This is a genomic window from Shimia sp. CNT1-13L.2 (genome assembly GCF_024331145.1).
Classification (GTDB): Bacteria; Pseudomonadota; Alphaproteobacteria; order Rhodobacterales; family Rhodobacteraceae; genus Shimia.
In genome coordinates this window covers 1-17,319 of the sequence record NZ_JANDJO010000003.1, presented here as the reverse complement: position 1 = coordinate 17,319, position 17,319 = coordinate 1, and the positions used below count along the sequence as shown (strand labels likewise).

The 17,319-nt window shown below is 62.4% G+C and carries 17 protein-coding genes, 1 tRNA gene and 1 riboswitch; of the genes, 13 read left to right on the top strand and 5 right to left on the bottom strand.

Annotated elements, in window-relative coordinates:
- Nucleotides 1-29: 29 nt before the first annotated feature.
- Both cobO and NNA36_RS06915 read right to left on the bottom strand, forming a co-directional pair.
- On the bottom strand, nt 30-638 hold the full coding sequence (gene cobO, locus NNA36_RS06920) for a cob(I)yrinic acid a,c-diamide adenosyltransferase (RefSeq protein WP_255105648.1): 609 nt from the start codon (nt 636-638) through the stop codon (nt 30-32).
- An 81-nt stretch (nt 639-719) separates the two neighbouring features.
- Entirely contained in the window at nt 720-1,889 is a 1,170-nt protein-coding gene (locus NNA36_RS06915; protein WP_255105646.1) for an NnrS family protein, read from the bottom strand.
- Nucleotides 1,890-1,925: 36 nt separating this feature from the next.
- Nucleotides 1,926-2,140: riboswitch (cobalamin riboswitch) on the top strand.
- 82 nt (nt 2,141-2,222) lie between these two features.
- On the opposite strand from NNA36_RS06915, the gene NNA36_RS06910 reads away from it, so the two are divergent.
- The 7 genes from NNA36_RS06910 to cobJ are packed head-to-tail and all read left to right on the top strand — an operon-like array spanning nt 2,223 to nt 10,195.
- Entirely contained in the window at nt 2,223-2,606 is a 384-nt protein-coding gene (locus tag NNA36_RS06910; protein ID WP_255105644.1) for a DUF1636 domain-containing protein, read from the top strand.
- A gap of 12 nt (nt 2,607-2,618) precedes the next feature.
- Nucleotides 2,619-3,656 (top strand): cobalamin biosynthesis protein CobW, encoded by a 1,038-nt coding sequence (gene cobW / locus NNA36_RS06905; protein WP_255105642.1) that lies wholly within the window; start codon nt 2,619-2,621, stop codon nt 3,654-3,656.
- Between the two features lie 6 nt (nt 3,657-3,662).
- The gene (gene cobN, locus NNA36_RS06900; protein ID WP_255105638.1) at nt 3,663-6,950 is read left to right on the top strand and encodes a cobaltochelatase subunit CobN; all 3,288 of its coding nucleotides are present in this window, start codon (nt 3,663-3,665) and stop codon (nt 6,948-6,950) included.
- Nucleotides 6,947-8,080 (top strand): cobalamin biosynthesis protein CobG, encoded by a 1,134-nt coding sequence (locus NNA36_RS06895; RefSeq protein ID WP_255105637.1) that lies wholly within the window; start codon nt 6,947-6,949, stop codon nt 8,078-8,080. Before cobN ends, NNA36_RS06895 begins: the two co-directional genes overlap by 4 nt.
- Nucleotides 8,080-8,709, top strand: a complete 630-nt coding sequence (locus tag NNA36_RS06890; protein WP_255105635.1) for a precorrin-8X methylmutase — start codon at nt 8,080-8,082, stop codon at nt 8,707-8,709. Before NNA36_RS06895 ends, NNA36_RS06890 begins: the two co-directional genes overlap by 1 nt.
- An 8-nt stretch (nt 8,710-8,717) precedes the next feature.
- The gene (cobI, locus tag NNA36_RS06885) at nt 8,718-9,446 is read left to right on the top strand and encodes a precorrin-2 C(20)-methyltransferase (protein WP_255105634.1); all 729 of its coding nucleotides are present in this window, start codon (nt 8,718-8,720) and stop codon (nt 9,444-9,446) included.
- Nucleotides 9,443-10,195: a precorrin-3B C(17)-methyltransferase gene (gene cobJ / locus NNA36_RS06880; protein WP_255105633.1), complete on the top strand. Its 753-nt coding sequence runs from the start codon at nt 9,443-9,445 to the stop codon at nt 10,193-10,195. The genes cobI and cobJ overlap by 4 nt, the downstream gene beginning before the upstream one ends.
- Before the next feature lie 95 nt (nt 10,196-10,290).
- Here the strand turns inward: cobJ and NNA36_RS06875 are convergent, their stop codons facing one another.
- Nucleotides 10,291-11,028 (bottom strand): cobalt-precorrin-6A reductase, encoded by a 738-nt coding sequence (locus NNA36_RS06875; RefSeq protein WP_255105632.1) that lies wholly within the window; start codon nt 11,026-11,028, stop codon nt 10,291-10,293.
- Between NNA36_RS06875 and cbiE the strand changes: the two genes are divergently transcribed.
- From cbiE to cobF, 6 genes are read left to right on the top strand one after another with little or no spacing between them, the layout of a single operon-like run.
- Nucleotides 11,027-12,226 (top strand): precorrin-6y C5,15-methyltransferase (decarboxylating) subunit CbiE, encoded by a 1,200-nt coding sequence (gene cbiE / locus NNA36_RS06870; protein ID WP_255105631.1) that lies wholly within the window; start codon nt 11,027-11,029, stop codon nt 12,224-12,226. The two genes, NNA36_RS06875 and cbiE, sit on opposite strands and share 2 nt — an antisense overlap.
- Entirely contained in the window at nt 12,223-12,588 is a 366-nt protein-coding gene (locus tag NNA36_RS06865) for a cobalamin biosynthesis protein (RefSeq protein WP_255105630.1), read from the top strand. The genes cbiE and NNA36_RS06865 overlap by 4 nt, the downstream gene beginning before the upstream one ends.
- Nucleotides 12,585-13,379 carry a precorrin-4 C(11)-methyltransferase gene (cobM, locus tag NNA36_RS06860; RefSeq protein WP_255105629.1) on the top strand — a complete coding sequence of 265 codons (795 nt, stop codon included), beginning with the start codon at nt 12,585-12,587 and terminating at the stop codon, nt 13,377-13,379. Before NNA36_RS06865 ends, cobM begins: the two co-directional genes overlap by 4 nt.
- A complete protein-coding gene (locus NNA36_RS06855) occupies nt 13,372-14,682 on the top strand; it encodes a cobyrinate a,c-diamide synthase (protein WP_255105627.1) in 1,311 nt (436 codons plus the stop codon). Before cobM ends, NNA36_RS06855 begins: the two co-directional genes overlap by 8 nt.
- Complete coding sequence (gene cobA, locus NNA36_RS06850) at nt 14,679-15,401, top strand: uroporphyrinogen-III C-methyltransferase (protein ID WP_255105624.1); 723 nt, start codon at nt 14,679-14,681, stop codon at nt 15,399-15,401. Before NNA36_RS06855 ends, cobA begins: the two co-directional genes overlap by 4 nt.
- A gap of 9 nt (nt 15,402-15,410) precedes the next feature.
- Entirely contained in the window at nt 15,411-16,163 is a 753-nt protein-coding gene (cobF, locus tag NNA36_RS06845) for a precorrin-6A synthase (deacetylating) (protein WP_255105621.1), read from the top strand.
- 6 nt (nt 16,164-16,169) lie between these two features.
- Here the strand turns inward: cobF and NNA36_RS06840 are convergent, their stop codons facing one another.
- Nucleotides 16,170-17,024 (bottom strand): glycosyltransferase family 2 protein, encoded by an 855-nt coding sequence (locus tag NNA36_RS06840; RefSeq protein ID WP_255105618.1) that lies wholly within the window; start codon nt 17,022-17,024, stop codon nt 16,170-16,172.
- 198 nt (nt 17,025-17,222) lie between these two features.
- A tRNA-Met gene (locus tag NNA36_RS06835) sits at nt 17,223-17,299 on the bottom strand.
- Nucleotides 17,300-17,319 lie beyond the last annotated feature (20 nt).

The following is a 17,319-nucleotide window of genomic DNA, read 5'->3' as shown; positions in this document are numbered from 1 at the left end:
TTGTCATACGGTCGCAGGGCACAGAAGGGTCAAAACTCCACCCCGGCCTGCGCCTTGATGCCATCGCGGAAGGGGTGTTTCAGCAGGGTCATTTCGGTGACCAGGTCAGCCGCTTCGATCAGTTCCGGCTTGGCGTTGCGGCCGGTGAGCAAGACGTGGGTCATCTCGGGTTTTTCTTCCAGCAGGAAATCCACCACGTCGTCGATGTTGAGATAGTCATTGCGCAGGGCGATGTTGATTTCATCCAGCATGACGAACCGGTTGGCGGGGTCGCGGATCAGCTCCTTGGCCAGTTCCCAGCCCGCTTCGGCCTTGGCTATGTCGCGCTCGCGGTCTTGGGTTTCCCACGTAAACCCTTCGCCCGACACATGGAATTTCACCTCTTCGGGGAAATGTTCTTCGAGGAAGGCGCGCTCGCCCGTCGCCATTGCGCCCTTGATGAACTGGACCACGGCAACCGGCATCTCGTGGGCGATGCAGCGCATGATCATGCCGAACCCCGAGGATGATTTGCCCTTGCCGGGGCCGGTATGCACGATGATGAGCCCCTTTTCCTCGGTCTTGGTGGCCATCATCCGATCACGGGCAGCCTTGATTTTCTTCATCTTTTCCGTGTGACGGGTGTTCTGTTCGCTCATGTCCGGCCTCGTTCAACGCGCGTGTTCGGGCGCACGAAACCACAAGGGCCAGCCAATCACAAGCCGATCCGCGACATGCCACTAGCGACGTGCGCCACTGAAGACGGGGCGCGGCAGCGGGCCAAAGGCGTGACGCAGGACAAGCCAAGCGTAGAGCCCCCATCCCGCGCACCACATCAGCGCGGCCGCATCGAGAAGACCGCCCATGCGGAGGGGCACCGACACCATGACCAGTGCAAAGGCCAGTCCGGTGCCACGACGGGCCTTGAGGCCATCATCGCAGCGACGGGCAAAGCTGCGCGCCGAAATGGCAAGGATCAAGCCGCCCATCGCGCCCATCATCAGGGCGTGCTGCGCCTCAACCGGGGCAAGGAACAACTCAAAGGCAGCCCCCCCCCAGAGGAGGAGCCCAAAGGGGAGCCAAAGGAAGGACAGGACCAGCATGGCGAGGAGCAGATCGGTTCTGGCCGGAAAGAGCGGCCAGCGGGCGACGAAGAGCGCAAGGCAGGCACCGGCAGTGATCAGAGCTAGGGCGGCAGGAGCCACGCTTTGAGACAAGAACAGACCGGCGGCGGTGACGATCAGTCCAAGGACGGCCAGGCGTGGCCAGTCGGGAACGGTGGCGACGCGACGTGTGGTCCATTTCGCGGAATGAACAAGAAAGGCGGGCACCATCCTGCCCCCTACGAACACCAGGAGAAACGCGAAGCCAAGCACGGGAGATACCGACCAGACCGGCGCGGGACCGCCGGTGAACATGGCCGCGATCCAGCTAGCGGAACCAATACCTGCCAGCAGGCAGAAGGCCGTGAAGACAGGTTCGTGCCCCCTGCCCGCTGCACGCGCTTCCAGCCACAGAAGGAGCGCGATTGACCAGAAGAATGCGACCGCCGGAACCATGACAAGCCAGTAGGAGACCGCATCGCCCACGATCAGCCCGATCCGCACCGAGACCCAGAGGCAGGCCACCACCATCAAGGGCCGGCCATTCACCGGGGCGCGGCCCGTCCAGCTGCTGACGGCGGTCAGCAGGTATCCGGCCACCGCAGCGCCCGCGAAGCCAAAGGTCATCTCATGCAAATGCCACATCACCGGGGCAGGCAGATTCGACCAGAGACCGGGCAGCCATTGCCAGATGGCAACCGCCAGTACCGCCCAGACCGCCGCCAGCGCGAACATCGGGCGCGCCGCAGCGGCCCAGAAGCCGCTTTTGGGCCAATGGCGGTCGGATGTGGGCTCTGCACGGGTCAAGTATCCACTCTCCTGCTTGACAAACCCCTGTGCGCTCCTTCACTTGGGCGCGCTGGTGCCTGTCCTACGACAGGTGAAAAGGGAATGCGATACGGGTTCTTGCCGCAAGGCCCAAAGCGCAGCCGCCCCCGCGACCGTGATCGGAGAGGTTGCCCGTTGCCACTGGAGACAGTCCGGGAAGGCAGGATGACCAACAGGGAACGCCCTGAAATCCGTAAGCCGGGAGACCTGCCAGCAGACGAGACTTGTAACCGGACGGGGTGTTTCCGGTGTCGGGCTGGCGCTGCCAGAGGATCCCGCACACTGCCCTGTCCCCGAATTGGGATGGACGCCATGACCGACGCACCCGCCCCGGTCGAACTTCTGGTCTGCACCACATGCCGTGCAGGACAGCCGACCGACCAGGAAGGCCCTCGCCCCGGCGCGCTTTTGGAGAGCGCCCTGCAGGGCAAGGACTGGCCCGAACACGTGACGGTAAAGGCCGTTGAATGTCTGTCCAATTGCGACCACGGCTGTTCCGTCGTGGTGCGCGGCGGCAGCGACCGCTGGACCTATGTCTACGGCAACTTCACGGGCGCCGATGATGTCGATCTCGTCCATGATGGTATCACGAAATACGCGGCGACCACCGATGGCCTTGTGCCGTGGCGCGAACGTTCCACCCATTTCCGTAAAAACTGCATCGCGCGCATCCCGCCGCTTGTTCTTCCAGAGTGAGACCCGACCAACATGTCCAACCTCGAAAAACTTCCCGTCACCATCATCACCGGCTTTCTGGGATCGGGTAAGACGACCCTGATCCGCAACTTGATGCAGAACCCGCAGGGCAAGCGCCTTGCCGTGGTCGTGAACGAATTTGGCGACGTCGGCGTTGACGGTGAAATCCTGAAATCCTGCGCCATTCCGGATTGCCCGGAAGAGAACATCATGGAACTGGCCAACGGCTGTATCTGCTGCACCGTTGCCGATGATTTCATTCCCACCATCGAAGCCTTGATGGCGCTTGAGCCGCGTCCCGAGCATATCGTGATCGAAACCTCGGGCCTTGCCCTGCCTAAGCCCCTTCTGAAGGCATTTGACTGGCCGGATATCCGTTCGAAAATCACCGTTGATGGCGTGATTGCCCTGGCCGACGCCGAAGCGGTGGCTGATGGCCGCTTTGCGTCAAACGTTGCGGCGGTGGACGCCCAGCGCGAGGCCGATGATAGCCTTGACCACGAAACCCCGCTTTCGGAGGTCTTCGAGGATCAGGTCTCCTGTGCCGATATCGTGTTGCTGACCAAGCCTGATCTTGCAGGGCCGGAAGGCGTTGCCAAGGCAAAGGAAATCGTTCTGGCCGAGGCCCCGCGCGCCCTGCCGGTGGTGGAAGTGGCCGAAGGTGTGGTTGACCCGCGCGTTATCCTTGGCCTCGAGGCCGCAGCGGAAGACGACATGGACAGCCGCCCGAGCCACCATGATGGCCACCACGATCACGAACACGATGATTTCGAAAGCGTTGTCATCGACGTTCCCGAACAGACCGATCCTGCAGTCCTTGCGGCACGGATCGAGAAAATGGCCAAGGAACAGAACATCCTGCGCGTCAAAGGCTATGCCGCCGTCGAAGGCAAACCGATGCGCCTTCTGGTTCAGGCCGTAGGTGCGCGTGTACGTCACCAGTTCGACCGTCCCTGGAAGCCAGAAGAAGGCCGCCGTGGCCGGATGGTCGTGATTGCGGAACATGATGACGTAAACGTGGAAGCCATCCGCGCCGCGCTGGTGGACTAACGTCAAATGCACGTCATTTTCCGCGAAAGCCATGGGCTCGACGAGACCGAAACACCAACCGATCTGGGGCAGTCGCCCGCAGATATGGTGGTGTTGTCTTTCTCGGATTCCGATCTCGGCGCTTTCGCGGCAGGATGGCAACGTGGGCGGGACAGCCTGCCCACGCTACGGCTTGCCAATATCTCGGCACTGAAACACCCGCTGTCTGTCGATACCTACGTGGAACAGACGCTGGAGGGGGCCAAGGCGATCCTGATCCGCCTGATTGGCGGTATTTCCTACTGGTCATACGGCATTCAGCAGATCGAAACCCTGTGCCGCCAGAAGGGGATCGCGCTAGCGGTTCTTCCGGCGGATGGCCGGCCTGACCCGCGGCTGGACGAAGTTTCGACCCTACCAACATCGACGCTGCACCGCCTGACCCACCTCTGTGATACAGGGGGCGCAATTGCGGCGCAGGCGGCTCTGGCGCAGCTTGCCTTGGCGGCGGGCCTCTATGCCAGCCCGGTAATCGGCAAGAAAGTTCTGCCAGACGTCGGCGCCTGGACGCCGGAAACGGGTGTCTGCGACCCGGAAGAGGTGCGTGACACCTCAAAGCCATTGATCGCCCTGACGTTCTACCGCGCTTACCTGAGTGCGGCCGACACGGCCCCGATCGAGGCCATGTTCAAAGAATTCCGCGCGCGTGGGTTTGACGTGATCGGGCTTTTCGCCCCGTCACTCAAGGCGCCTGTTGCGCGGCGCGAAATAGCAGATCATCTCGTCGCGCTCGAGCCGGTGGCCATCGTGAATGCCACATCGTTCTCTGGCAAAGGCAAAGACGGGGTGTCGCCGCTGGATGTGACCGGTGCACCGGTTTTCCAAGTTGCGCTGGCGACATCGAACCAGAAAGCATGGGCAGAAGCCGAGCGCGGGCTGTCGCCTGCGGACCTTGCCATGCACGTCGTCCTGCCCGAGGTGGACGGCAGATTGTTTGCCGGCGTGGCATCGTTCAAGGAACCGGGTGTTCGTGACGACGACCTGCAGTTCACGCGCCTTGCCCACCAGCCGAACGCCGATCGCATCCGCGCCATTGCCGACCGGGTCGTGGGGTGGATCAACCTCAGCATGACCGAGAATGCCGTAAAGCGGATGGTTTTTGTCTTGTCGACCTATCCCGGACGCGACTGGAACATGGCGCATGCCGTGGGTCTTGACCCTCTGGCCTCGGTCGAGGCGATGCTGGCTGACCTGCGGACGGCGGGATATGACATTGCCGAAGGTGCGCCCCTGTCCGATGCCCTTGCGGATGAGAACATTTCCTGGCCTGTAGAAGACTATCTTGCGGCGCTGAAGTCGCTGCCGCAGGAGTTGCAGGCGGACTTGCACGACACCTGGGGCGACGCGACAAACGACACCGCGGTTAAGGACGGTGCCTATCACTTTGCCGCCACCCGACGTGGATCGGCCCTGGTCGCACTTCAGCCGGAACGCGGCATTCCCGAAGAACGGGATGACGAGTATCACGATCTGTCCCGCACTCCGCGCCATGCCTATGTGGCGTTTTACCTTTGGCTGCGGCACGTGCATCAGGCACATGGGCTGATCCATGTTGGGGCGCATGGCACCCTCGAATGGTTGCCCGGAAAATCCGTTGCCCTTTCAGACGATTGCTGGCCCGAGGCATTGATCGGCAACCTGCCCGTCATCTATCCCTTTATCGTGAACGACCCCGGTGAAGCGGCGCAGGCCAAACGGCGCGTCGGCGCTTTGACCCTTGGCCACGTTCCACCGCCCTTGAAGGCCAGCGCGACGCCACAACGGTTTGCCCGGCTTGAAAACCTGCTGGACGAATTCTCGAACGCGGACGGGCTTGATCCGCGCCGCCGTGACCGGTTGCAGGAAAACATCCGCGACGAAGCCAACGCCTTGGGCCTGCAATCCGAGCTGGGCTTGGACGAAGTCACGTCGCTCGCTGAGACCATCACCCGCATCGACACCTTTGTCTGTGACATCAAGGAAAGCCAGTTTGGCGACGGGCTACACATCTTCGGGCGTACGCCGGAGCAAGCGGGCAGCTTTGATGTGGCCCCTTCGGCCGAGGCGGAGCGGAGAGCGCTTCTGGATGCGCTGGATGGCAAACGTATTGCGGCAGGTCCTTCGGGGTCGCCGTACCGTGGGCGCACTGACGTGCTGCCAACCGGGCGCAACCTGTTCACCACCGATCCGCGATCTGTTCCGACACGCGCGGCCTATGCACAGGGCGTCAAGCTTGCCGAGGAACTGGTGCGGCGCCACCTTCAGGAAGAGGGGGATTATCCCAAAAACCTGATTGTTGACCTTTGGGGGTCGGCCACGATGCGGACGGCGGGTGAAGAGTTTGCCATGGCGCTGCATCTGCTTGGGGCCAAGCCGGTCTGGGATGAAGGCAGCGAACGCGTCTCGGGTGTGGAAATCCTGCCCATCGCCATGCTGGACCGCCCGCGCCTTGACGTAACGCTTCGGGTCTCCGGCCTGTTCCGCGATGTCTTCCCAACCCTTTCGGCGCTGTTCAGCCAGGCTGTCAAGGCACTGGCGGCGCGCGACGAAGCACCCGACTGGAACCCGTTTGTCGACCGGCAAGCCGGACCGCGCGTCTATGGGCCCGCACCGGGCAGCTATGGTCTGGGCATGGGCAACAGCGTCGACAACTATTCCGACGACGGCCGCAAACAGGCGGGCGAAGCATGGCTCAACGCCTCGGCTTTTGCCCTCGACGGCGAAACCATCACCCGTGACCGCGAAGGCATCACCGAGCGGGTCGCCAACGCCGACAGCTTTGTGCACCTTCAGGACATGCCCGAAACCGATGTCCTGCTGGCCAGCGACTATGCCACCCACGAAGCGGGGTTCGCGGCGGCCCAGAAGGTGGCGGGCGGCAAGACGGCAGCCCTCTATCACGTGGATAACACCAATCCGGAAAACCCGCGCGCACGGACCCTGACCGAAGAAATCGCGCGTGTGGTTCATGCCCGTGCTACCAATCACGACTGGCTGTTCGGCATGATGCGGCATGGCTTCCGTGGCGGTGCCGAGATCGCGGCGACGCTTGAGCATATGGCCTCGTTCGCCAACCTTGCCGAGGCTGTGCCGCCGCAGTTGTTTGACGCCTACCACGAGGCAACGCTTGGGGACGACGAGGTGCGCGCCTTCCTTGAAAAGGCCAACCCACAGGCCCTTCAGGCGATGCGCGACAGGTTTGCCGCCCTCTATGCAGCGGGTCTCTGGCAAACACGCCGCAATTCGATCCTTGCCGAACTCGAGGGGCTGGCATGACGCGTCCCGAAGCCAAAGGATGGTGTCCGGGTGCCTATCGCCCGATGATGTCCGGCGACGGCCTCGTGGTTCGTGTGCGCCCAGAATTCGCCCGCCTCGACCGCGATCAGGCATTGGGTCTTTGCGCGGCCGCCAAGGCGTTCGGCTCGGGGGTCATCGATCTCACCAGCCGCGCCAACCTGCAAATTCGCGGGGTTTCCGAGGCGCAACACGAGCTGTTGCTTCAAGAGCTCGATGCGCTTGGCCTTTTGAACGATGATCCCGAACTGGAAAGCCGTCGCAACATCCTGATGCCGCCCTTGTGGGAAAAGGGCGATGACAGCCACCGCATCGCCAAAGACCTCATGGCACGGCTTGGCGATCTCCCTGCTCTGCCCGCGAAAGTTGGTTACGCGGTGGATGCCGGACCGGCTCCGGTCATGCAGCAGAACTCGGCCGATTTTCGGATCGAAAAGGACACCGAAAGCGGGCTGATCCTGCGTGCCGACGGGGCTAGTGCCGGACGTTCCGTGACCGTTGACACTGCGGTTGATGCCATTGTGGAGATGGCGGACTGGTTCGTTGCAACCGGTGGGACGGCCAATCGCCGAATGGCGGCGCATCTTTCGCACAGGGCGCTGCCTGCCGAATGGCAAACGCACGCCCCCGCCCCTGCTGCGGCGCGGCTTGTTCCCGGTGAGACACCTGTTGGAACCGTTTTCGGTGTCGCCTTTGGGCAAATTAATGCCGCGGCACTGGACCACCTGTTGCGCGCCACAAAGGCCGAAGGGCTGCGGGTCACGCCCTGGCGTTTGTTCCTTCTCGAAAATGCCGTAGGCGAGACGACGGAAGGCTTCATTACCGACGCCGACGATCCCCTTCTCCTAGCCGATGCCTGCCCCGGTGCACCTCTTTGCACCGCGGCCAGCGTCGAAACCCGCAGCATCGCGCGCCAGCTGGCGCAGCATATCAAGGGACCTTTGCATATTTCGGGCTGCGCAAAGGGCTGCGCGCGTCCGCGCAAATGTCGCACCACTCTTGTTGGCCGCAACGGCAAGTTCGATCTTGTCCGCGATGGCCTGCCGTGGGATGAGCCTCTTCTGACGAGTCTCGCCCCGGATACACTTCCACACAGCATCGGAGACCATTGATGCCGTATGAATACGAAAAAAACGGCCAGGCGATCTATGACGAGAGCTTTGCCACCATCCGCCGCGAGGCAAACCTTGGCAGTTTCGACAAGGACGAAGAACAGGTTGTGGTGCGTATGATCCATGCCGCCGGTATGGTCGGGCTTGAGGAACACGTGAAGTTCACCCCGGGCATGGTGGCCAAGGCCCGCGAAGCCATGGAGAACGGCGCGCCGATCTTCTGTGACGCGCGTATGGTTTCAGAAGGCGTGACCCGTCCGCGCCTGCCCGCAGACAACGATGTGATCTGCACCCTGCACGCCGACGGCATCTATGAGCTGGCCAAGGAAATCGGCAACACCCGTTCCGCTGCTGCGCTTGAACACTGGCGTGACAAGCTGGAAGGGTCGATTGTGGCAATCGGCAACGCGCCGACCGCGCTGTTTCACCTGTTGAACATGCTGGAAGACCCCGACTGCCCGCGCCCCGCCGCGATCATTGGCTGTCCGGTGGGCTTTATCGGCGCGCGCGAATCCAAAGACGCACTCTGGGCCGACCAGCCCGTGCCCTGCATGATCGTCGAAGGCCGCCTTGGTGGGTCCGCCATGACCGTGGCCGCCATCAACGCGATTGCAAGCCGCAAGGAATGACCCCCGATATGACCACTGGCACCATCTATGGCGTCGGGCTTGGCCCCGGCAACCCGGACCTCATGAGCGTCAAGGCAGACCGCCTGCTGCGCAATGCCAAACACGTTGCCTTTTTCCGCAAGGCAGGCCGCAAGGGACAGGCGCGCCAGATTGCCGATGGCATGTTCCGCGAGGACGTGATCGAATTTCCGATGGAATATCCGGTCACCACGGAAATCCCGGTGTCCGATCCGCGCTACAACGAAGTGCTTTCGGCGTTTTACAAGGAGGTCACCGACCACCTTATTGCCCTGGCCCAAAGCGGCGAGGATGTGGTGGTTCTCTGCGAAGGTGATCCGTTTTTCTATGGCTCGTTCATGCACATCTACACCCGCGTCAAGGATGTGGTCCCGACCGAGGTGATCCCTGCGATCACCGGCATGTCCGGCGCATGGACAGCGACCGGCACACCAATCACCTGGGGCGATGACGTGCTGACGGTAGTTGCAGGCACGATGGATAAGGACAAGCTAGTCGAGCATATGTCCGCCACCGATGCGCTTGTGGTCATGAAGATCGGGTCGAACTATGACAAGGTGATCGACGCCCTCAAGATTTCGGGGCTCTACGATGCGGCCTGGCTGGTTCAGTTCGCGACGATGGGCAAACAGACCGTCAGCAAGCTCTCCGAAGTCACCGACAAGGTGACCCCGTATTTCTCGATCATCATCGTGCATGGTCATGGACGGCGTCCATGAGCGGCTGGGTTGTGATCGCCGGGCTTGGCCCCGGCAATGAGGCCCTGGTGACACCCGAAGTGCAGGACGCACTGGATCAGGCCACTGATATTGTTGGATATATCCCCTACGTTGAGCGGGTCGAACCGCGCGAGGGCCTGACGCTGCACCCGTCGGACAACCGGGTCGAGATCGACCGGTCGCGCCATGCGCTTGAAATGGCGGCCGAGGGCAAACGCGTTGTGGTTGTCTCTTCGGGTGATCCGGGCGTCTTCGCGATGGCGGCGGCCGTTCTGGAAGCTGTGGAACATGGTGAGCCAGCCTGGCGTGATCTGGACATTCGCGTCTTGCCGGGCATTACAGCGATGCTAGCTGCTTCGGCGGCCTGCGGCGCACCTCTGGGGCATGATTTCTGCGCGATCAACCTGAGTGACAACCTCAAGCCATGGGAGCTTATCGAAAAGCGCCTGAAGCTGGCGGTTGAGGCCGATTTCGCGATGGCTTTCTACAACCCGCGCTCAAAGTCGCGCCCCGAAGGGTTCGTGAAGGCGCTGAAACTATTGCAGGACACCGCCGGAGATTCCCGCCCGATCATCTTTGCCCGCAACGTCAGCCGGCCGGATCAGCGGATCAACATCGTGCCGCTGGACAAGGCGACGCCGGACATGGCCGATATGCGCACTGTTGTGCTGCTTGGATCGTCGCTGACGCGGATCATTGAACGTGACGGGGCGCCGCTGGTCTATACGCCGCGCTCGGTAGAGAAGTGATGCGCTTCCTCACTCTCGGTGAGGGCATGGCCCGACCCGGGGGTGGGCGTAGAGCGCCCGCCCTGCGCGGCGCGTCGGGGGCGGTCAGGCATCCATTAGTGCGCATCAATCCAGTCAAACACCGCCTTGACCGTCGCGACCTCATCGCGCGGCGGCAGGTCTGGACGGTCAATCATGACCATCGGCAAACCCAACTCGCGCGCGGCGTGAACCTTGGCCTCGGCCCCCTTGCCACCGGCGTTCTTACACACGACCATGTCGATCCGCTGTTCCTTGAACAGTGCGATATCGGCCTCGGTCGTGAACGGACCGCGCGCGACGATCACGCTATGATCGGGCAGTTTCGGGGCAATCTTCGGCTCGTCGACCAAGCGCAGGACATAGTGGTTGTCGGGCGCGGCGGCGAACTCTTCCATGTGCAGCCGGCCAAGCGCCAGCATCACCCGTTTGGGAGTGCCGGACACCGCCGCAACAGCGCCGTACATGTCGGACACATGCACCCACTCGTCCCCGGCCTGCGCCACCCAGGGCGGGCGCGTGAACGCAAGCAGGGGAACCCCTGCCTCGGTACAGGCGTTGTAGGCGTTCCAGCTCATCTTCGCGGCGAAAGGATGTGTGGCATCAATGACATGGGTGATGTTATTGTCGCGCAGATAGGCTGCAAGCCCGTCGACACCGCCAAAGCCGCCCACCCTTTGCGGGATCGGCTGTTCGCGCGGAGAATTGACGCGGCCCGCATAGGAAAACACCGCCTTCAGCTTTCGCTTGGCCACGGCCTTGGCAAGACTGCTGGCCTCGGTCGTTCCGCCAAGAATAAGGAGATTGGCCGACATGTCTGAAACTCCGTGGTTGACCATCGTGGGGTTGGGGGAAGATGGACCGGATGGCCTATCGCCCGCAAGCCATCAAGCACTCAAAGACGCCGAAATCGTGATGGGCGCGGAACGGCATCTGTCGCTGTTGCCGGACTTGGGCGCGGAAACCGTCGAATGGCCTGTGCCCTTTGCGGATGGGGTGGATATCCTGCTGTCTTACAGGGGCCGGAAAGTGGTCATGCTGGCCTCGGGCGATCCGTTCTGGTTCGGGGCGGGGTCCGTCATGGCGAAGCACTTGGACCCAGGCGAATGGCAGGCGCTGCCTGTGCCTTCGACCATGTCGCTGGCGGCGGCCGCTTTGGGCTGGCCGTTGGAGAGGGTTCTCACAACTGGCCTTCACGCGGCTCCCTATGCACAGCTAAAGCCGCATCTGTTTCCCAACGCCCGCATTCTGGCGACGCTGCGTGACGGCGAGGCGGTTGCCGACCTTGCGGCATGGCTGTGCGACGAAGGGTTTGGGCCCTCGACGTTGCATATTCTCGAAGCTCTTGGCGGTCCGAGACAGCGCATTCGACAGGCAACGGCCGACGGCAATTTGCCATCCGATATTCAGCATCCGGTCAGCATCGGGATCGAGGTTGCAGGCGGTGGGGCCGTGATCCCGCTATCGTCCGGGCGTCCGGACCACCTGTTTGACAACGACGGCCAGATCACCAAGCGGCCCGTGCGGGCCTTAACCCTTTCGGCCCTCGCGCCCTGTCCGGGGGAACATCTCTGGGACATTGGCGGCGGATCGGGATCGATTGGCATAGAGTGGCTGTGGGCGCACCCCACAACCCGTGCCACCGCCGTGGAAATCAACGCAGATCGCGCGGATCGCATTCGCGAAAACGCGGCGCGCCTTGGTGTGGATCGCCTCAACGTGGTGACCGGCGCCGCTCCGGATGCACTGGAGGGGCTGGAGCACCCCGATGCCGTCTTCATCGGTGGCGGCATCAGCCAGGAGATGCTGGAAATTGTCTGGGCCTCGATCCCGCAAGGCACTCGGCTGGTGGCCAATGCCGTGACACTGGAGGCCGAAGTTCTTTTGGCCAACTGGCAGGCGGAAAAGGGCGGAGATCTTCTGCGCATCGAACTTGCACAATCGCACCCGCTTGGGCGCAAACGCGGTTGGAAATCGTCCTATCCGATCGTGCAGTGGAGCGTTGCCAAATGATTGTCGCGGGGTTCGGATTTCGCGGTGCCGTGACCGAAGCGGCGCTGGCGGATGCGCTGGCGCAGATGGGCGATGTCGTGCCTGACGTATTGGCCGCGCCGGATGACAAGATCGACACCCCCGCCTTTCGATCCTTTGCCGCGAAGACGCAGGCGCAGGTCGTGCCCGTGACAGCCGAAGCCCTGCAATCCGTCCATACCCCGACACAGGCGGAACGCATCCTTGAGAAACGCGGCACAGGCAGCGTGGCCGAGGCTTGCGCTCTGGCCGCCGCTGGGCCAAAAGCGGCTCTACTCACGACCCGGCACATCTCGTCTGACCGAATGGCGACCTGTGCCCTTGCCAAGGGAGAACGCGCGTGACCGTGCATTTTATCGGCGCTGGCCCCGGTGCCCCGGACCTCATTACCCTGCGCGGGCGCGACCTGATCGCCTCCTGCCCGGTCTGCCTCTATGCGGGGTCGCTCGTGCCCGAGGAAATCCTTGGCCATTGTCCGGACGGCGCCGAAATCCACAACACCGCGCCGATGGACCTTGATGCCATTGTCGCCGCCTGCCGCAAGGCGACCGACGAAGGCAAGGATGTGGCCCGCCTGCATTCCGGCGACCTGTCGGTCTGGTCCGCGATGGGCGAGCAAATCCGCCGCCTGCGCGAAGAAGGCATTCCCGTTTCGGTCACACCCGGCGTGCCGTCATTCGCGGCGGCGGCTGCGGCCCTGGAGACCGAGCTGACCCTGCCCGGGCTGGCCCAGTCGGTGGTTCTGACCCGCACGCCGGGACGCGCCTCGACCATGCCCGAGGGCGAGACGCTCACCAACTTTGCCGCCACGGGCGCGACCCTTGCGATCCACCTGTCGATTGGCAATCTCGATCACGTCATCGCGGAGCTGGCCCCTGCTTATGGCGAGGGATGCCCCGTTGCGGTGGTCTACCGCGCGAGCTGGCCGGATCAGCAGATCATCCGCACCTCGATTGCCCGCCTGAAAGACGACGTCACCGAGAACATCACCCGTACCGCCCTGATCCTTGTGGGGCCGGCGCTTGGCGGTGAAGGGTTTGACGAAAGCTGCCTTTACGCAACCGATTACGACCGCCGCTATCGCCCGCAAACGGCTGATAGCCCGTGGTCCAGCTGGAGACATGGCGATGACTAGTGCCCCCGGTATCCTGATTTCCGCGCCCTCCTCGGGCACCGGCAAAACCACCGTGATGCTTGGGCTTCTGCGGGCCCTTGCAGAAGATGGCCTGACAGTTCAGCCCTTCAAGTCCGGCCCCGACTATATCGACCCGGCCTTTCACCGTGCCGCGGCGCATCGCCCGTCGTTCAACATTGACAGCTGGGCCATGCACGAAGGCCTGATCGGCGGCATTTCCGAACAGTCGCAAGGTGCGGACATCATCGTTGCCGAAGGCTCGATGGGGCTTTTCGACGGGGTTGCAACACGTGGAGAGAGCGGCTTTGGCTCTTCTGCCGAAACCGCCCTGATGATGGGATGGCCGGTTGTTCTGGTGATCGACGTTGGCGGACAGGCACAGTCTGCTGCGGCCACCGCTCTGGGCTTCAAGGCCTACAATCCCGACCTGCCCTTTGCCGGTGTGATCCTCAACCGTTGCGCCTCGCCGCGTCACGAACGTCTGGCACGGCTTGGGATGGACAAGGCCGGGATCAACGTGCTGGGCGTCTTGCCGCGTCGCGGTGACCTTGCCCTGCCTGAACGCCACCTTGGCCTGATCCAGGCGGTTGAACACCCCGACCTGGAAGCCGCAATCCAGGGCTATGCGACCTTCCTTCGCGATCACGTGGACCTTGAGGCCATCAAGGCCGCCGCCAAGGCGGGCGCTGCGCGCACGGGCACCCTGCCCAAGCCGCCGGCGCAACGCATTGCGCTGGCACAGGACGCGGCCTTCAGCTTTACCTATCCCCACGTCCTGAGCGGCTGGCGTGCGGCAGGTGCCGAAATCCTGCCCTTCTCGCCTCTGGCCGATGAAGCGCCGGCAAAGGATGCCGATCTGGTCTGGCTCCCGGGTGGCTATCCCGAACTGCATGCCGGCACCCTTGCCGCGGCATCGACCTATCTGGCGGGCCTGCGCGAGCACGCAGCAACCAAACCCGTTCACGGCGAATGCGGTGGCTACATGGCGCTTGGCGAAGTCCTGATCGACAAGGAAGGCACCCGCCACCAGATGGCAGGCTTGCTGGGCCTCGTCACCTCATACGAAAAACGCAAGTTCCACCTTGGTTATCGTCAGGCCGCGCTCAAGGCACCGATGCCCGGTTTCGAGACCGGCGCTCGCCTTCGCGGCCACGAATTCCACTATTCCACCATCCTGGAAGAACCGGATGCCCCACTCGCCGAGGTTGGCGACGCTGACGGCAATCCGGTGCCCGAGACCGGCTCGGTCAAGGGCAACACCACCGGCACCTTCTTCCACCTGATCGCAGAGGCAAGCGCATGAGCGGATTTGTCAGCTTCGTGGGCTCCGGCCCCGGAGACCCGGAACTCCTGACCCTGAAGGCCGTGGATCGCCTCAAGAAGGCCGACGCCATCCTGTTTGACGATTTGTCCTCTGGGCCAATCCTCGAGCACGCCTCGCCGGATGCCGATCTGGTTGGCGTCGGCAAACGCGCCGGTCGCCCCTCTCCCAAACAGGACCACGTCAGCCGCCTGCTGGTCGACTATGCCAAGACCGGGGCGCATGTGGTGCGTCTGAAATCCGGCGATAGCGGTATCTTCGGCCGTCTCGAGGAAGAGATCACCGAGCTGCGCGCCAATGGCATCAACTTCGAGATCATCCCCGGCGTCACCTCGGCCTGTGCCGCGGCCGCGGCGGCCCAGATCCCGCTGACCCGTCGGCTGGTGGCCCGTCGCGTGCAGTTCGTGACCGGCCATGATGTTGCAGGGGCCCTGCCCGGTGACCTGAACCTTCAGGCGCTGGCTGATCCGGGAGCGACAACGGTTCTCTTCATGCCCAAGCGAACATTCCCGGCCCTGGCTGAAAAGCTGTTTGAAACCGGCCTGCGCCGCGATTGCCCTGCCCTGCTAGCGGAAAACGTGAGTCATCCGGAACAGACCCTCCAGCGCACCACGATGGAAGACCTTGCCAAACAACTGGCCGAAGAGATTTCCACCGCCCCCGGCCTGATCCTCTTTGGCGAATTGGCTGAGCAGGAGTAGAGCCGCAAAATGATCGACCTTTCTCTCGTTGGTATCGGTTCGGGCAACCCCGAACACCTGACACTTCAGGCCATCCGCGTTCTGGAAAACGCGGATGTGATCCTCTTACCCCGCAAGGGGGACGAAAAAACGGAACTGGCCGATCTGCGCCGGATGATTGCCGCCGACATCCTCAAGACATCGCCAAAGATTGTCGAATTCGACTACCCGGTGCGCGATGCCAAGACGCCAAAGTACCTTGATGGCGTAAACACTTGGCACGATGCCCTGGCGACCATCTGGGGTGACCTGATCCGCGACCATGTGGTTGACGGTGGGAAAGTTGCGCTCATGGTGTGGGGCGATCCCTCTCTCTATGACAGCACGCTGCGCATTGCCGATCGCCTGCTTGCACAGGGCTTTGACATCGCGGTGAATGTCGTGCCCGGCATCACGTCCCTCCAGATGCTGACCGCAGCCCATGCCATCCCGCTCAACTCGCTGGGCGCACCGGTTCAAATCACCACGGGCCGCCGCCTGCGCGATCATGGCTGGCCCGACGGGGTGGATACGATTGCCGTGATGCTGGACGGCGAGTGTTCGTTCCAGAGCCTTGAGGGCAACGGTTTTCACATCTGGTGGGGGGCCTATGTCGGCATGCCCGACCAGATCCTGCTGGACGGTCCCTTGGCCAAGGTTTCGGAGAAGATAGTCCAGACCCGCGCCAGCGCCCGCGAACGGCATGGCTGGATCATGGACATCTACCTGATCCGCAAGGGATAATCGGCACTAGAGCGACGCAAACCACGCAGGCAGAACCGTGCGCTGACGCAGTTTCACCGCCCGCACCTTGACGATGTTCCGCTTCTCCTTGCGGCTCGCTTTCGAGGAATAGGTCGAATAGGCATGTGCCTCGGCCTTGTCCCACGGCACCTTGCGCTTCTGTTCGAAATCCAGAAAGAAGCGCATGGTCTCTACATCTGCTTCCTGCCACGCGGTTCCGGGCAGGCCCTTGCCTTCCCGATTGGCCACCGCCATCCGCACGGCATTGGCCTCATCCAGGACATCCCGATTGGCGTATTTCAGATGCACGAGGTAAAGCCCTCTTGGCAGGCGGAATGGGAACGTCTCCAAGTCTTCGGATGCAACCTTGACCCCGTGCAAGGCAAAGGGAACCGCGCGCGCGGCCGCTACCGGTTTGCTGTAATGTCCCGAAAAGGCGGCATCCCTGATCTCCGAGAAAATCCCTTGCCCGCCCTGTCCCAGGTCGACAAGGTCCATCCCAAGCGCCGTCACGACGGGGACATCGGCGTTCTCTTGGAAAACCTCTTCAAGGCCAGCGTAACGCTCTGAATCCCAACACAAAAGCTCATCGGCATCTAGCCTGATGACCCAGTCGTATTCGTCTAGCAGCCTGGCCTGCAAATCATCGAGAAAACGCCCGCGCTTACGATCAAAGCCTTCCAAGCTATCCCGCGGATAGACCGAAACATGCGCGCCGATGCAAATGTCGCGAATACGCGGATCTTCCCCATGCGACACCACGAACAGGTTTTCTACCCCCAAATGGCGGGCATGGTGTTCATACCATCTCTCAAGTGCCCAATAGTCCTTGTAGACCATGGTCATGGCAGCAATTCGCATGGACCCTCCATCCTTGGCAGGGATGTTCCTGCGCTATACCTCTCTACGTGGATTTGTTGCCTCAAGAAAGCGCGGCGACACTCATATTTCTCTGGATTGGCAGATCTCTTACAAATCTGATTGGCCCAGTCCATTTCAGTTCAAACGTCAAAAAGCGCCCCATGGGGCGCTAAGTGTTTGATATTCGACGCAGGAATTTGGTTGCGGGAGCAGGATTTGAACCTGCGACCTTCAGGTTATGAGCCTGACGAGCTACCGGGCTGCTCCATCCCGCGACGCTTTTGCCTTTTGCCTT

Excerpts from the sequence above, each read along its gene's own strand:
- cobO (WP_255105648.1), bottom strand. The coding sequence starts at position 638 with ATGAGCGAACAGAACACCCGTCACACGGAAAAGATGAAGAAAATCAAG.
- NNA36_RS06910 (WP_255105644.1), top strand. The coding sequence starts at position 2,223 with ATGACCGACGCACCCGCCCCGGTCGAACTTCTGGTCTGCACCACATGC.
- cobW (WP_255105642.1), top strand. The coding sequence starts at position 2,619 with ATGTCCAACCTCGAAAAACTTCCCGTCACCATCATCACCGGCTTTCTG.
- cobN (WP_255105638.1), top strand. The coding sequence starts at position 3,663 with ATGCACGTCATTTTCCGCGAAAGCCATGGGCTCGACGAGACCGAAACA.
- NNA36_RS06895 (WP_255105637.1), top strand. The coding sequence starts at position 6,947 with ATGACGCGTCCCGAAGCCAAAGGATGGTGTCCGGGTGCCTATCGCCCG.
- NNA36_RS06890 (WP_255105635.1), top strand. The coding sequence starts at position 8,080 with ATGCCGTATGAATACGAAAAAAACGGCCAGGCGATCTATGACGAGAGC.
- cobI (WP_255105634.1), top strand. The coding sequence starts at position 8,718 with ATGACCACTGGCACCATCTATGGCGTCGGGCTTGGCCCCGGCAACCCG.
- cobJ (WP_255105633.1), top strand. The coding sequence starts at position 9,443 with ATGAGCGGCTGGGTTGTGATCGCCGGGCTTGGCCCCGGCAATGAGGCC.
- cbiE (WP_255105631.1), top strand. The coding sequence starts at position 11,027 with ATGTCTGAAACTCCGTGGTTGACCATCGTGGGGTTGGGGGAAGATGGA.
- NNA36_RS06875 (WP_255105632.1), bottom strand. The coding sequence starts at position 11,028 with ATGTCGGCCAATCTCCTTATTCTTGGCGGAACGACCGAGGCCAGCAGT.
- NNA36_RS06865 (WP_255105630.1), top strand. The coding sequence starts at position 12,223 with ATGATTGTCGCGGGGTTCGGATTTCGCGGTGCCGTGACCGAAGCGGCG.
- NNA36_RS06855 (WP_255105627.1), top strand. The coding sequence starts at position 13,372 with ATGACTAGTGCCCCCGGTATCCTGATTTCCGCGCCCTCCTCGGGCACC.
- cobA (WP_255105624.1), top strand. The coding sequence starts at position 14,679 with ATGAGCGGATTTGTCAGCTTCGTGGGCTCCGGCCCCGGAGACCCGGAA.
- cobF (WP_255105621.1), top strand. The coding sequence starts at position 15,411 with ATGATCGACCTTTCTCTCGTTGGTATCGGTTCGGGCAACCCCGAACAC.
- NNA36_RS06840 (WP_255105618.1), bottom strand. The coding sequence starts at position 17,024 with ATGCGAATTGCTGCCATGACCATGGTCTACAAGGACTATTGGGCACTT.